Source organism: Providencia sp. PROV122, from assembly GCF_028482365.1.
Taxonomy (GTDB): domain Bacteria; phylum Pseudomonadota; class Gammaproteobacteria; order Enterobacterales; family Enterobacteriaceae; genus Providencia; species Providencia stuartii.
Genome location: NZ_JAMPQI010000008.1, coordinates 79,795 through 94,309 on the forward strand (window position 1 = coordinate 79,795; position 14,515 = coordinate 94,309).

General features: G+C 41.9%; 12 protein-coding genes. 7 read left to right on the top strand and 5 right to left on the bottom strand.

All coding sequences use genetic code 11. The annotated features are described in order from the left end of the window. The first annotated feature begins 36 nt into the window (after positions 1–36). Positions 37–1,704, top strand: coding sequence for a choline dehydrogenase (gene betA / locus PSE69_RS07060; RefSeq protein WP_004918727.1), 1,668 nt, complete (start codon positions 37–39; stop codon positions 1,702–1,704). A 230-nt stretch (positions 1,705–1,934) separates the two neighbouring features. Here the strand turns inward: betA and cutA are convergent, their stop codons facing one another. Continuing rightward, entirely contained in the window at positions 1,935–2,282 is a 348-nt protein-coding gene (gene cutA, locus PSE69_RS07065; RefSeq protein WP_004918729.1) for a divalent-cation tolerance protein CutA, read from the bottom strand. A gap of 677 nt (positions 2,283–2,959) precedes the next feature. Between cutA and PSE69_RS07070 the strand changes: the two genes are divergently transcribed. Then, positions 2,960–4,432, top strand: coding sequence for a DASS family sodium-coupled anion symporter (locus PSE69_RS07070; RefSeq protein ID WP_014658088.1), 1,473 nt, complete (start codon positions 2,960–2,962; stop codon positions 4,430–4,432). A 56-nt stretch (positions 4,433–4,488) separates the two neighbouring features. Here PSE69_RS07070 and PSE69_RS07075 read toward each other — a convergent pair whose 3' ends face one another. Next, positions 4,489–4,698, bottom strand: coding sequence for a hypothetical protein (locus tag PSE69_RS07075; RefSeq protein WP_053110736.1), 210 nt, complete (start codon positions 4,696–4,698; stop codon positions 4,489–4,491). 324 nt (positions 4,699–5,022) lie between these two features. Here PSE69_RS07075 and PSE69_RS07080 point away from each other — a divergent pair, with 324 nt between their 5' ends. Beyond that, entirely contained in the window at positions 5,023–5,895 is an 873-nt protein-coding gene (locus PSE69_RS07080) for a DMT family transporter (RefSeq protein ID WP_121875147.1), read from the top strand. A 160-nt stretch (positions 5,896–6,055) separates the two neighbouring features. Next, the gene (locus tag PSE69_RS07085; protein WP_004918736.1) at positions 6,056–6,376 is read left to right on the top strand and encodes a hypothetical protein; all 321 of its coding nucleotides are present in this window, start codon (positions 6,056–6,058) and stop codon (positions 6,374–6,376) included. 48 nt (positions 6,377–6,424) lie between these two features. On the opposite strand, the gene PSE69_RS07090 is transcribed toward PSE69_RS07085, so the two are convergent. Further along, entirely contained in the window at positions 6,425–7,519 is a 1,095-nt protein-coding gene (locus PSE69_RS07090; protein WP_040133020.1) for an NADH:flavin oxidoreductase/NADH oxidase, read from the bottom strand. Between the two features lie 596 nt (positions 7,520–8,115). Between PSE69_RS07090 and PSE69_RS07095 the strand changes: the two genes are divergently transcribed. From PSE69_RS07095 to PSE69_RS07105, 3 genes are all read left to right on the top strand, one after another. After that, positions 8,116–9,432, top strand: a complete 1,317-nt coding sequence (locus PSE69_RS07095; RefSeq protein WP_014658090.1) for a CitMHS family transporter — start codon at positions 8,116–8,118, stop codon at positions 9,430–9,432. A 371-nt stretch (positions 9,433–9,803) separates the two neighbouring features. Next, positions 9,804–10,514, top strand: coding sequence for an RNA ligase family protein (locus tag PSE69_RS07100; protein ID WP_014658091.1), 711 nt, complete (start codon positions 9,804–9,806; stop codon positions 10,512–10,514). Then, positions 10,511–11,638, top strand: a complete 1,128-nt coding sequence (locus PSE69_RS07105; protein ID WP_272675193.1) for an AAA family ATPase — start codon at positions 10,511–10,513, stop codon at positions 11,636–11,638. The genes PSE69_RS07100 and PSE69_RS07105 overlap by 4 nt, the downstream gene beginning before the upstream one ends. 56 nt (positions 11,639–11,694) lie before the next feature. Here the strand turns inward: PSE69_RS07105 and PSE69_RS07110 are convergent, their stop codons facing one another. Continuing rightward, positions 11,695–12,750 (bottom strand): 4-oxalomesaconate tautomerase, encoded by a 1,056-nt coding sequence (locus tag PSE69_RS07110; RefSeq protein WP_121875085.1) that lies wholly within the window; start codon positions 12,748–12,750, stop codon positions 11,695–11,697. Between the two features lie 177 nt (positions 12,751–12,927). After that, positions 12,928–14,361, bottom strand: coding sequence for an anion permease (locus tag PSE69_RS07115; RefSeq protein ID WP_004918749.1), 1,434 nt, complete (start codon positions 14,359–14,361; stop codon positions 12,928–12,930). Between the last annotated feature and the right edge of the window lie 154 nt (positions 14,362–14,515).

Below are 14,515 nucleotides of genomic sequence, written 5' to 3' on the forward strand. Positions count from 1 at the left end.
CTTATTTTTAATTTGACTGAAACAGAGGAGATAACAATGGTCTATGACTACATTATTATCGGTGCTGGTTCAGCCGGTAACGTTCTTGCTACCCGCCTGACAGAAGATTCTGATGTTACTGTGCTGCTCCTTGAAGCTGGAGGACCGGACTACAGGTTCGATTTTCGTACACAAATGCCAGCGGCATTAGCATATCCATTACAAGGTCGACGCTATAATTGGGCCTATGAAACTGATCCTGAACCTTACATGAACAACCGCCGTATGGAGTGTGGGCGCGGAAAAGGGCTTGGGGGGTCATCGCTGATCAATGGTATGTGTTATATCCGAGGTAACGCATTGGATTTTGACGGGTGGGCGCAAACTCCAGGTTTAGAAGACTGGAGTTACCTCAATTGTTTACCTTATTTTCGCAAAGCGGAAACGCGGGATATCGGTGCAAATGATTATCATGGTGGCGATGGTCCTGTCAGTGTGACTACGCCTAAAAATGGTAATAACGTCTTGTTTCATGCCATGGTTGAAGCGGGGGTTCAGGCTGGCTATCCAAGAACAGATGACCTAAATGGTTATCAACAAGAGGGCTTTGGTCCAATGGATAGAACGGTAACACCAAAAGGGCGTCGTGCGAGTACGGCTCGAGGTTATCTCGATCAGGCTAGAAAACGTAAAAATCTGACCATTATTACCCACGCCACTACAGATGTTATTGAATTTGAATCGAAAAAAGCGGTTGGCGTGAAATTCTACCAAGGGAGCAGTAAAACTGCCGTGCATGCCAAAGCCCGTAAAGAGGTGCTTTTGTGTGCTGGCGCCATTGCTTCACCTCAAATATTGCAGCGCTCAGGTGTAGGGCCAGAAGATGTGCTCAAAGAGTTTAATATCCCCGCGGTGCATGTGTTGCCTGGGGTAGGGCAAAATTTGCAAGATCACCTTGAGATGTATTTGCAATATGAGTGTAAGCAGCCCGTTTCGCTCTATCCAGCATTAAAATGGTATAACCAACCCGCTATCGGTGCGGAGTGGTTGTTTAAAGGAACGGGTATCGGTGCTAGTAACCAATTTGAGGCGGGCGGATTTATCAGGACAAGTGATAAGTTTGCATGGCCAAATATCCAGTTCCACTTTTTGCCTGTTGCAATTAATTACAACGGCAGTAATGCAGTAAATGTACATGGTTTCCAAGCTCACGTAGGCTCTATGCGTTCGCCGAGTCGAGGGCGTGTGAGGATAAAGTCAACGGATCCTTACCAACACCCGAGTATTTTGTTTAATTACATGTCGAGTGAGCAGGATTGGGAAGAGTTCCGTGCCGCCATTCGCATTACCCGCGAAATTATGGCTCAGCCAGCATTAGACCCGTACCGAGGTGAGGAAATTAGCCCCGGTAAGCATGTTCAATCAGACGACGAGCTTGATGCTTTTGTCCGCGAGCGCGCTGAAACGGCATTCCATCCTTGTGGCTCTTGTAAGATGGGATACGATGAAATGGCGGTCGTTGATGGTGCAGGTCGTGTACATGGCCTTGAAAATCTAAGAGTGATTGACGCTTCAATCATGCCTTTGATTATTACAGGTAACTTGAATGCAACGACAATTATGATTGCCGAAAAGATGGCGGATAAAATCCGTGGGCGTGAACCCTTACCGGCAAGTCAGGCTGATTATTATGTTGCAGGGGATGCCCCTGTTCGCCAGCTATAGTTGCATTAATCTATCAATGGCCCCAGCCAGCGAAGGGGTCATTTTTCGACTGACCAAAAAAAATCATCGAAAAAAGCCCTCAATAAAGAGGGCAAATAAAGCGAAAACGAGAACTTCTGTATAGCATTTATTTTTTACTTACCATAGCAGACCAGTTAGCGAATCCATCGGTAACGCCATGGAGAGTGGAATATTGAGAACAACCTCACTATTTAACACCATGATGACGCTTATTTGACTGATTTAACTAACCACGCCAAATATCCACTGTCGACCTGATCCAAATCGAGGCTAATCAATTCAGGAGTTTCGTATGGGTGGATTTCCTTGATAGCAGAAAACAATTCAGCTTGGTTTTTATTAGTAGATTTAATGAGTAACAGTACCTCTTTATCTTGTGCGATCTCGTTCTTCCATTGATAAATGGAGGTTATCTCAGGCAGTAATGAAACACAGGCCGCTAAGCGTCTATCTAATAACTGTTGAGCAATCTTGACCGCATTATTTTGGCTGTTTGTTGTACATAAAATAATGCAAGGTTGGTGCTCTTTATAACAATTTACATCATGCTTTATCATCTATATTTCCTTAGAATAGTTATCTAATTCAGAGTGTCCATGATTAAGATTAGATTAAATAACCACAATATGTATGAAGTTTAATCAAGTGATAATTGTAATGTAGTGGTAAATAGTTTCCTACTAGACTATCTAATAAGATATAAGGTTATTAAAACATCTAAGTACTCATTGATGAATAGCGTGTTATTTGTACATTTAACTCTAAATTTTTGAATTTGTTATTTAATGCTATTTAGCAAAATTAAGATTATTTGTATGAATAATTCGATTCAGCCTGCATTTTTACCTATTGTAATATAAATAAATCATTGGGTTTTGTATATTGTTGATGTTTCAACGTCTATTTTAAATTAAATAAACAATGTTTTTTGTATGGTTAATTATTTAAGGCAATAAACGTGCTTTTTATATGAATGTTATACATTGTCGTTGTCGTTTATAAAATAAAAGTTAATATTATGATGGTTCCTTGTTAAATACTATTAGTAAATTGTTGTAATTACTAATTACTCTTTGTTACTAAATTTAAATCGTTTTTTATATGTAAAAATAGCTATGTCAATGATAACGATCAATGTCTGCCAAAGATATTTAGTTAACATATTTGTAATGATAAAAAATATATTGCTAAGAATTTTTTATTTCCATCTTAAAAACATGTATGGATGCCCGATATGAATAAACTGACCCCATTAAAACCTATACCTACATTGATAGCAGTTGCAATCACACTTATTATTTGGTTCCTAATCCCTGTTCCCGAAGGTGTTAATCCCGATGCTTGGCATCTATTAGCACTCTTTGTTGGAACGATCGCCGCAATTATTGGTAAAGCCCTTCCTATTGGCGGTGTTTCCATTATTGCCATTGCTTTAGTGGCTGCAACGGGAGTGACTAATCCAAACTCCACAAAGGATGCGATAGCGGATGCGTTAAGTGGTTTCTCAAATGACCTGATTTGGTTAATCGGTATTTCTATTATGGTTTCAATGAGCCTAAATAAAACCGGATTAGGCGCGAGGATTGGCTATTATGTTATTTCCTTATTTGGTAAAAAAACATTAGGTATTGCTTATTCACTGGCGATTGCAGAAACAGTACTTGCGCCAGTGACCCCAAGTAATACTGCGCGTGGCGGGGGGATCATTCACCCTATTATGCGCTCCATTGCGGATAGTTTTGGCTCTAAGGCCGATGATGGTACTGCCGGTAAAATAGGGCGTTATCTCTCTTTGGTTAACTATAATATTAACCCGATTACTTCAGCGATGTTTATTACCGCGACGGCGCCAAACCCTTTAATTGTCAGTTTGATTGTCAGCGAAGCTGGAGGAGCAAATGAATTAACTTGGTCAATGTGGGCGCTAGCAGCATTTGCACCTGCTTTGGTGTCGTTAATTTTGATGCCGTTAGTTATCTATTTCATGTATAAACCTGAAATTACGTCAACCCCTGATGCGCCTAATTTTGCAAAACAGCGTTTACAACAATTAGGCCCAATTTCATTACCAGAAGTTATTACGCTTGGCGTGTTTGTGCTATTACTGGTGATGTGGGCAGGTGTACCCGAACACGTATTTGGACCTGCTTATAAGATTAACGCAACAACCGCCGCATTTATTGGACTGGGTATTTTATTAGCCACGGGCGTCATCAATTGGGATGATGTATTAAAAAACAAAGGGGCTTGGGATACCGTTGTTTGGTTTGCTGCTTTGGTGATGATGGCAAGTTTCTTAGGTAAGCTAGGTTTAATTAAATGGATGTCCATCTCAGTAGGGACTTCAATCGATAATATGGGATTGAGTTGGGTTTGGGGAGCATTAATCCTTGTGCTTATCTATGTCTACTCACATTACTTCTTTGCGAGTACAACCGCCCACATTACCGCGATGTTTGCTGCTTTCTTTGCGGCTGGTTTAGCGCTTGGCGCTCCACCGATGTTACTCGGCTTAACCTTAGCATTCTCCTCTTCTTTGATGATGTCTCTGACCCATTACGGCACAGGAACTGCCCCCATTATTTTCGGTTCAGGCTACGTAACACTCGGCGAATGGTGGAAAGCCGGATTTGTGATGAGTGTCGTCAACCTTATTATCTGGATTGGTTTAGGCAGTATTTGGTGGAAAGTCTTAGGTTTCTGGTAATTCATTACTCAAACAAAAACCGCAATGGCCGGAGAAGATCCCGGCCATTTTTTTGTTTAGTAGGATGTCAACAGTAATACAATAGCGGTAGAGATACACGCCGCTAACATCACTTTAGACCAACTGAGATTGAACGATGAGTTCATGGCATTTTTCCATAACAAGCTAATTTCAGCAGGATGAGCATATTTGCGTGTATTAATAGCGCTTTTTATCTGACTAATTTTCTCTGAATCGCTATATGGATGTTTATGTGTGATTGACATATCGACCTACCTTTTTGAGCTGATGCGTAATGTGCTCACTGCATCAAGCCATTGATTAATTATCTATTTGCATTATGTCACCCCAAAATTTCAGAAAAATTGACCAGTTTAATGGCATATTTCCCCATTTATTCGATGAGAAAACAGTCAATAGGAAGGAATAGTGATTGATAACTGTATTTTATTAATGTCATTGGCGTGTTAAGAGGAAATGAAGAGGTTTTCAAAGCCCTATTTAATCAAGAGGCAAAATAGAGATTGGCATAAATGGTATAGACAGTATGATGATGACAATAATGTCGTGATTGATAGGTAAAATAAAATATGCAGTCGCAAAGGAAAGCCGAACTATTTTTAGTGCTGACCACTTTTATTGCCGCATGGGGATGGATTTTTTCTCGTGAAGCTGTACAAGGCATGCCAATATTTGCTTTTTTAGGTAGTCGTTTCTTATTGGCGGCGATCATTCTAGCCCCTTTTTGTTGGGGGAAACGCCATCATATTCGCTTGCAACAACTACCGAGTATTTTGATGACGGGGGGATGGATGGCCCTCAACCTCGTTTTATGGATTTATGCCGTTGCTACAACAGACTCGCTAGGTGAGGGCGCGTTTATCATGAGCCTAGCCATGCTGTTTGTGCCGTTAGTGGGTTGGGTGCTTTTAAAAATACGGCCGACACGTTATTTTTGGCAAGCGTTACCTGTTGCAGTATTAGGCTTAGCGTGTTTAACCCTGTTTAAGGGGCAAGTTCAGTTTAAGAGTAGTCAACTTTGGTTTTTAGCTGCCGCAATCGTTCAAGCCATTTATTTCTGCTATACCAGCGTCTATGCGCGTAGTGTTCCTGTTTTACCTTTAACGGCTATTCAGTTGGCTTGTACGGGCGTGGTTGGTTTGACGTTATCTCTTTTATTAGAGGAGTGGCCAACCACGTTAGCGCCATCGATATTGATGTGGTTTATTGCCAGTGTGGTGATAGCAACCAGCTTACGTTTTATTTTGCAGTTGATTGGGCAAAAAAATACCACTGCCGCGAACGCTGCCATTATTATGATTTTAGAACCGGTGATGACCGTGTTTGTTGCTACCATTTGGTATCATGAACGGATGCCAATGATCCAAATAATAGGTTGTATTCTTATTTTAAGTGCTCTCTTTTATTATCGATGGCGCTCTTTTCGTGCATTATCAAAATAAGACTTTTACTAAAAATAGTCCTTATAATAGAGATTTTTTAAATTAAAGCAGCTATTATTATTTACATGAGAAAGGTATGGGTAATTAATCTAAATATGACTCTCTTATTTAAATTTTTTAGATTAATAGTAATGCAAACTAAATTTATAATAGGCTAAAGATGAAAAAGATCGCATTAATTTTGGGTATGGCAGGCATTATGACATTATTAGCAGCATGCTCGGACGATAAAGCCGAAATCGCTGAATCTAAAAAAGTTTTTGTGAGTGATTGTGTGAAAGCGTCTGGGAGTCCAGCCGGTGAAACCGCAGATGCTATTAGCGCAATTTGTGCCTGTGCATATGACAAAACAATCGAAAAATACGGTTTGAAAGAATATAAACGTATTGAAGGTGAATTAGCGAAATCAGCAACAGCAGAAGCTGATTTTCAAAAATCAATGGTTGAATTTGTTAATCAGTGTACAAAAGCTGAGCGTTAATTAAGATATATCACAGCGGTAAGTGTCTTGTTACCGCTGTGACTATTATTATGCGCTAAATAACTTTTTATATTGATAAGGCGCACTGCGTAAATATTGTGGTGCAACACTGATATTTTGCCCTAGTTGCGCTGCCGCATGCCAAGGCCAACGAGGGTTGAAGAGTATCCCTCGACCGATTGATACAAAATCCGCTTGCCCAGTAGCGATTATCGCTTCGGCTTGATTAGGCTCAGTAATAAGGCCGACGGCAATCACCGGCATCATTGTATGCTCATGAATAGCTTGAGCGAGTGGCACTTGGTAATTGGGGCTAATAGGGATCTGCTGCTCAGACGATAACCCCCCTGACGAGACGTGTATATAATCACAGCCTAGTTCTTCGAGTTGTTCAGTAAGTTCAATGGATTCAGGAACCCCCCATCCACCACTAACCCAGTCGGTTGCAGAAATTCGAACGCCAACAGCAATATTGGGATTAACTGCATCTCTAACCGCACGAAATACATCGATTAATAGACGACTGCGGTTTTTAAAATTGCCCCCATATTCATCTTGGCGCTGGTTCGCGATTGGCGATAAAAATTGATGCAATAAATAACCGTGGGCTGCATGGATTTCAATAACATCAAATCCCGCATATTCTGCACGTTTAGCCGCATCGACAAATTGTTGTTGGATGTCGTGGATCTCTTGTTTGCTCAGTTCTCTTGGCGGGTGTGAATGACCAAAAGGCAAGTTTGACGCAGAGACCGTTTCCCAGCCATTTTGTTCTTGTTTAGAGAGGCTCTGACCACCCAGCCAAGGGAGATCTGTTGAGGCTTTTCTACCTGCATGAGCGATTTGAATACCTAAGCGTGCATCAGCAAATTGCCTGATATCTGCTAACATGTTTTTTAGGGCGGTTGCCTGTTCATCATTCCAGATACCGAGATCTTTATAGGTGATACGCCCAGCGGGGGTGACTGCGCTAGCTTCGACAATAACTAACGACGCCCCTGAAAGCGCGAGATTCATATAGTGTGAATGATGCCAAGCGGTTGGCATGCCGTCGATGGCGGAATATTGGCACATCGGTGGAACAATGATCCTGTTTTTTAGGGAAATTTGCCCCAAAGCTGCGGGGGAAAATAGGAAGCTCATCTGTCTTGTTCCTTAGTGATCATGATTAATTTATCCATGATACAAGTAAGTTCAGTATCATTTTGTGCTGTTCATGTGGTTTTTTACAGTTAAAGCTCAATTCTATTAGTCACAGAATAATGCAAGTAGATAAGTATAAATTTGAGAACTATGTGAAAAAGTATAATTTTCTGTCTGTTTCTCCTCATTGTGAAAATAAAACACTAAAAAAAAATAGAAAACATAAACTAGTTTGATAATTAAAAATAATTACCCTCTTATAATCGCCAGCTTAGCAATTAAGTAAATAAAAAACAATTAATATTGGTATTAATTTTAATTAATGGTTTTAATGGTGCTAATAGCGTTTTGCTCTAAATTTTTATCTTAAACGCTGATTTTTATGGCTAATTTTTAGGTTGTTATTCAGCAAAAAAATGATCTAGCTCTTGCGAAAATTAATTTTGATTTATATAAGGTCAGGGAGATAGATGTGTATTTACCGTATATTCAAAATGCATATCGCAACATTGAAAATATACAATGGAATAAATTAATACTCGTTTAAGTGTATTTAATTTTTACCTTAAAAATATAATTCTAATAAGGAACTCAATGTGTTAACAATTATCGGTATATTGATCATTCTTTCCATCGTCACCTTGCTTATGATGGGAAAAGTTAGCCCTATCATTGCAATGTCTTGTATTCCTTTTATTGGCGCCCTGATTGCAGGGTATTCAATCCCTGAAATTTCAGCTTTTTTTGAAAGCGGTATCAATAAAGTCTCTAAAGTGGCGGCGATGTTCCTGTTCGCTATTTTATTCTTTAGTTTGATGAAAGATTTGCATATTTTTGATCCTCTTATCCGTTTGATGGTCAAAATGACGCGAGGCAATGTGATCATTGTGTGTGTGATGACCACACTAATTGCGGGTGTCGTGCATTTAGATGGCTCTGGTGCCGCGACATTCCTGATTATTATTCCAGCACTGCTGCCTTTATATCGCCAGCTCGGCATGAGCCCTTATTTAATGTTGTTATTGATGTGCGCCAGTATGGGGATTATGAACATGGTGCCATGGGGTGGCCCATTAGGCCGTGCTTCTGCGGTGACAGGCATTGATGCCGCAACGTTATGGCAAAGCTTGATCCCTGTGCAGATTATCGGTATGGCTGGTGCTGTGGTATTCGCAGTAATTATGGGTTTACGTGAGAAACGCCGTATTGCCGCTGCTGCACTTAAAGGCACAAGTCCGTATCTGATGGACTCTTTATTGCCTGCTAATGAGCAAATAGCGGATGTGAATGAACAAATAAACAAGCCACAAAAGCCATGGATTAACGGTGGGTTAATTGTCGCTTCTATTATTTGTCTGGCATTTGGACTGTTATCGGCGCCTTATGTGTTTATGATTGCGTTATCAATCGCCTTGCTGGTTAACTTTCCTAATCCGAAAGATCAAATGAAGGTTCTCTCTGAACATGCCCCACAAGCGTTAGGCATGGTCGCGATTATTCTCGCTGCGGGTGCTTTCCTCGGTATTTTGTCGGATGGGGGAATGCTAAAATCGATCGCTGAAGATTTAACGGCAATATTACCAACAGAATGGGTCTCTAAAATCCATATCTTTGTTGGCATCCTCGGCGTACCGATGGATATTTTCACCAGTACCGATGCGTATTACTTTGCTCTGCTACCTATTATTCAGCAAATCGCTGAAACGGCTGGTGTAGACCCCTCTTCGGTCGTATATGCAATGGCAATTGGTAATAACGCCGGAACATTTGTTAGCCCATTCTCACCAGCTGCATGGTTGGCAATGGGGCTTGCTGGAATTGATATGGGGCGCCATCTGCGCTATTCATTCGGTTGGATTTGGCTGTTTAGCTTCTTCACCTTAGCGGTAGGTGCTGTACTCGGCTTATATTAAGCCACAGGTTAGCCCTTTAATGCATCGGTGTGCCCCTTAAGATAAGGGGCACATTGTCATTTTTAACGTTTAAAATTGAGGGAAAGGGGCTAAACAGCGCGACACAGCAAAAGTGAAAGTGGGCTGATACGCGATGAAAGCCACTCCATTACCGTCATAGATTCAGATTAAATTGATAGCCTTTTACTTGACAGTTAGGCTAGAATCGGCCTGTTTTTAAATGAATTTGTTACTTTTGAATAAGTAACACCCCATAACGAGGCCGTTCCGCGGGAGAGATATGTAATACCAACTCTTGATTTCTCACACAACACAGAGGCAAATCTTGCTAAAGGATTTGTTGTTTTTCCTATTTCTGTAGAGAAAGCATGATGAATATGCAATCAAGAAAGTATGGTAGAACGTATCACTATCCGTTCTCACCTGGCACCACCAGTGATGATCGTATTAATAGCGATTGGTGGTCGCACATCCAGAATATTGAACAACTGGTACATACCGAAAAACTCGATGGTGAAAATAATTGCTTAAGCCAATATGGGGTTTTTGCTCGCTCGCATGCTGCGCCAACACAGTCAGCATGGAGCCAACAGATCCGCCAGCGCTGGCAGTTAATTAAAAACGATTTAGGGGATATCGAACTGTTTGGCGAAAACCTCTATGCGATACACTCTATTGAATATCAACATATTGAAGATTACTTCTATGTTTTTGCCGTGCGACAAGGTGACTATTGGCTTAGCTGGGAAGAGGTGAAGTTTTATGCCGCTCTATTTGATTTTCCAACAGTGCCGGAGCTAACCCTCAAGATTGATAGGCAACTTGGGCCACAGGCTTATGCGGCTCAGCTTAGTGAGGCCGCTTCACAAGATAGCCTTTTTGGGGCTTGTGATACGTTTACTCAGCAACCTTGTAGTATGGAAGGCATTGTGACTCGCGATAGCCGCCGTTTTTTGGTCGCTGATTTTATGCAGCATGTCTTTAAATATGTGCGAAAAAACCATGTTAAAACCGATATTCATTGGAAAAGACATTGGCAGCGAGCGAAGTTAGCGTTCGAACGCCAAAAGGGGGAAGTATGAGTTGGCAATTGACTGAACAACGCGCATGGTCACAGCTAGAGGCGCAATTTGATTTTGTGCGTGATATGCGAGGCGTACCGCAAGATGCGCTGCATCATGCCGAAGGTGATGTGGCAACACATACACAAATGGTTTTAGCAGCACTCGAAGCATTACCTGAATACCAACAACTCCCTGTTTTACAGCAAAATATCGTTTGGGCAGCAGCACTGCTGCATGATGTTGAAAAGCGTACGACAACACGAGAAGATGAAAACGGGCGTATTATCTCTCCTGGTCATGCGAAAAAAGGTGAATTATCTGCTCGACGCATTCTTTATCGAGAGGTTGAAACCCCGTTTGCGATACGTGAACAAATCGCCGCTTTAGTTCGCTATCATGGCTTACCTTTATGGTTGATGGAAAAAGTCGACCCTGAGCGGGCGCTATTTGCTGCTTCTTTACGTGTTGATATGTCACTGCTGTGTTTATTAGCAAAGGCGGACGTATTGGGGCGCATATGCCAAGATCAGTCGGAACTCTTGTCTCGCATTGAAATATTTGAGCTATTTTGTCGCGAACAGGGGTGTTGGATGCAACCAAAAGCTTTTGCTTCGGCGGCTGGGCGTTTCCACTATTTTCATCACCAGCGTGGCACTACGGATTACGAGCCTTTTGAGGAGCAAGGAAGCGAAGTGGTTATGCTGTGTGGCTTGCCGGGAATGGGAAAAGATCACTTTATTGCTCAGCATTATCCGCAATGGGAAGTGGTCTGCCTTGATGAAATTCGTCGCGCGCATAAAATCGATCCTGCCGATAAAAATGCGCAAGATTGGGTCGCTCAACAAGCGAAGGAGCAGGCGAAAGTCTTGTTACGTGCAAAAAAGGACTTTATTTGGAATGCAACTTCACTGAGTGCGTCATTAAGAGCCAGTATGATCGGTTTGTTTGCCCGCTATCAGGCGAAAATCCACCTTATTTATTTGGAAGTTCCCTACAAGCAGTGGCAACAACAAAATCGTCAACGTGACTACGCCGTGCCAGAAAAGGTAATGGAGCGTATGGCAAGTAAATTAGAATTGCCAACACCTGATGAGGCTCATCAAGTTTCTTATGTGATCCAAGGGGAATTTCAGTCACACTAGTTAGAGAAAGGTGACGCCTATAATAGATAGGCGTCATGTGTCAGAGAGATAACCGATTAAGGAACATACACATCCCCGGAAAATAGCTTTCGCGCCGTTCGAATAATGGAAGCTTGTAACCCTTCTGGGAAGTCGCCTTGCTGATTGAGCGAAACATCAAAATGACCACTGAGGTGTTCAATCGAGATATGTTGCATATCGACATTTTTTGTTAAATAACGCTTGATGACGCTATTTTCTAAGATGGTGCCTGTCGCTATTGCAATGGCGCCTGTAACAGCTAATGCACCGTGACACTTATGAGGCATAAAATAGCGAACGTTAACCGTTCCACCATGAATTGCAGGGGAAACCAGAACAGGCTTGGGGATCACTTTTTGGCTGACATCACCTAATCCCATCGCAAGGCCAGCTTGGCGGCGGATGCTCTCTAGGCGCTGCATAAACGCCTTATCCGCTTCAAGTTGAGCCGCGCTCTCATAACCCGTTTTGTTTAATTGAGGGGCGTCAATGAGCACAATTGGCATCGCCATATCGATACAACTGACTTCGACGCCATCGAAAGTATCAATGGCATGGCCCGTGGGGAGTAGTTTTCCAGTTTTTGTACCACACGCATTTAAAAATGTGAGGGCGATAGGGGCAGCATGACCAGGAACGCTTGCAATGGTGGTATCACCTTCATAAACAATATGACCATTTGGTGTTTGTACTGTGGCGTTGACGAAAGTATTCGTATTGATATTACGAATTCGGATTGTTGTTTCATCACCTGTTATAGGCATTAACCCTTTTTCGATGGCGTAAGCGCCAACGGCACAGAGAATATTGCCACAATTAGGCGCGGTATCAACAATACGTTCCGTCACTGAAACTTGAGCAAATAAATAATCAATGTCGGCATCAGGGTGGGGGGAGCGGCTAATGATTGCCACTTTACTGGTTTGAGGGCTACCACCACCAATACCATCAATTTGCAGTGCGTGGCCCGATCCCATAATAGCTAATATGAGTTCATCGCGCTCTTGGATATTCTTTGGTAGGTCATCTGCTAATAAAAATACGCCTTTAGATGTGCCGCCACGCATCAACATACAAGGTATTTTTTTCATGTATTTTCCTATTTAGAGTATTGCTCATTTATTATTTATGCTGTTGATGGCATGAAATAAAAACAATCGCTGCCGGTAGCACAGCAAAATAATAGGAAGAGGGCATTTTATATTTAAATGGGATCTCATAAGCTCAGATCCCATTGTTAATTTAATTTGTATTCAGATTATTATTTTCTAAATTAAACCGGAGCTGATTAATATTTCCCACCAGCCTAAACCAATTGTCATATGTACCAGTAAACTTAAGAATGCAACGATACCACCTATAATCCACCAAGAACGAATATCGTTGTAGCCAGCACCGAAGACGATTGGTGCTGCCGCGCCTCCGTAGTGGGTTAAGCTGCCACCGTAAGCATTCGAGAAGAGTAGACCGAGGGCTAGCAGCATTGGTGGTGCACCCGCAACCATACCGACAGTTGCAAACACAGGCACCATTGCAGCGACATAAGCACCGCCAGACGCGAAGAGGTAACGTATCGCAACACTGATAAACATAATCACAAAGAAGGCAAGCATGGTTTGATCACCGAATGAGAGGTGTTGACCCATAACATTGGCTAACCATTCGAAAAAGCCAGCTTTTGTCAGTACACCAGACATCCCGATGATACCGCCGTACCAAATCAAGGTATTCCAGCCACCTTTATTTTTTAGCACATCATCCCAAGTCACAACGCCCAGAATTAATGTCAAAGCCATAACACAAATCGCAACCGTGGAAGCACTGACACCAATTTTATCGGCAAAGATCCAACCCGCTAAAGCTAATAGGAACACAATACTCAACAGCTTTTCTCTTACCGTCATGGGGCCAAGCTCTTCTAAACCTTTTGCGGCGATCTCTTTGTTGTTGACCTTTTTTAACTCAGGTGGATAAAGCTTATAGATAATGAATGGCGTTAAAATGAGCATGATAAGACCCGGAACTGCGGCTGCAAGCGCCCAGCCTCCCCAACTCAAACTAATGCCCATAATATCGCTCATCATCGCCAGTGCTAACGCATTTGGAGCCATAGCTGTTAGGAACATATAGCTGGTGGTTTTTGTCACCATATAAACGTTCACTAAAAGGTAGTGACCTGCTTTTCGAGGGCTTTTTTCGGGATCTGAACCCAGAGCCACAGCCACACTGTTAATGATAGGGAAAACAATCCCACCAGCACGCGCGGTATTGGAGGGGGTTGCAGGCGCGATAATTAAGTCAAGGATGGCAGTCACATAGCCAAGACCTAATGTCGTACTACCTAATTTACCAATTAAAACATAGGAAAGTCGTTTACCTAACCCAGTGATCACGAAAGCAGCACTGAGTGTAAACGCTGCAAAGACTAACCATGTTGTACCCGAAGCATAACCACTTAAGACCTCGCTCACTTTGACATCTTTAGTGCCAGTCACACCGATGATCGTTGCACTTGCAGCAATGGTGGCTAACAATATTACAGGTTCAGAATAAGGTTTTAGTACCAGCCCGACGATAGCGGCTAAGTAGAGACCAAATAGTAACCAAGCAATATGGGGTAGCCCCTCCGGCGTGGGAATAAGCGATATGATTATGGGAATCGCTATTAGAATAAATAGCTTCCATATTTTATCTTTTTGCATAGGCCAGTTTCCTTAATATTAATACTAAACTTAATTAATATTAAATTTTATGAACTTTAATATTATGAATTTGTTTAATGACAAATTTGGCATGCAGAGATTCGTTGAAGAGTGTCAATCTCTTCTTCAATACCAAATAAGTTATAAATTCGTT

Bases quoted from the DNA above. Each gene is read 5' to 3' on its own strand.
- PSE69_RS07110 (WP_121875085.1), bottom strand. From the start codon at position 12,750: ATGAAAAAAATACCTTGTATGTTGATGCGTGGCGGCACATCTAAAGGC.
- betA (WP_004918727.1), top strand. From the start codon at position 37: ATGGTCTATGACTACATTATTATCGGTGCTGGTTCAGCCGGTAACGTT.
- cutA (WP_004918729.1), bottom strand. From the start codon at position 2,282: ATGATAAAGCATGATGTAAATTGTTATAAAGAGCACCAACCTTGCATT.
- PSE69_RS07070 (WP_014658088.1), top strand. From the start codon at position 2,960: ATGAATAAACTGACCCCATTAAAACCTATACCTACATTGATAGCAGTT.
- PSE69_RS07105 (WP_272675193.1), top strand. From the start codon at position 10,511: ATGAGTTGGCAATTGACTGAACAACGCGCATGGTCACAGCTAGAGGCG.
- PSE69_RS07090 (WP_040133020.1), bottom strand. From the start codon at position 7,519: ATGAGCTTCCTATTTTCCCCCGCAGCTTTGGGGCAAATTTCCCTAAAA.
- PSE69_RS07085 (WP_004918736.1), top strand. From the start codon at position 6,056: ATGAAAAAGATCGCATTAATTTTGGGTATGGCAGGCATTATGACATTA.
- PSE69_RS07080 (WP_121875147.1), top strand. From the start codon at position 5,023: ATGCAGTCGCAAAGGAAAGCCGAACTATTTTTAGTGCTGACCACTTTT.
- PSE69_RS07075 (WP_053110736.1), bottom strand. From the start codon at position 4,698: ATGTCAATCACACATAAACATCCATATAGCGATTCAGAGAAAATTAGT.
- PSE69_RS07100 (WP_014658091.1), top strand. From the start codon at position 9,804: ATGAATATGCAATCAAGAAAGTATGGTAGAACGTATCACTATCCGTTC.
- PSE69_RS07115 (WP_004918749.1), bottom strand. From the start codon at position 14,361: ATGCAAAAAGATAAAATATGGAAGCTATTTATTCTAATAGCGATTCCC.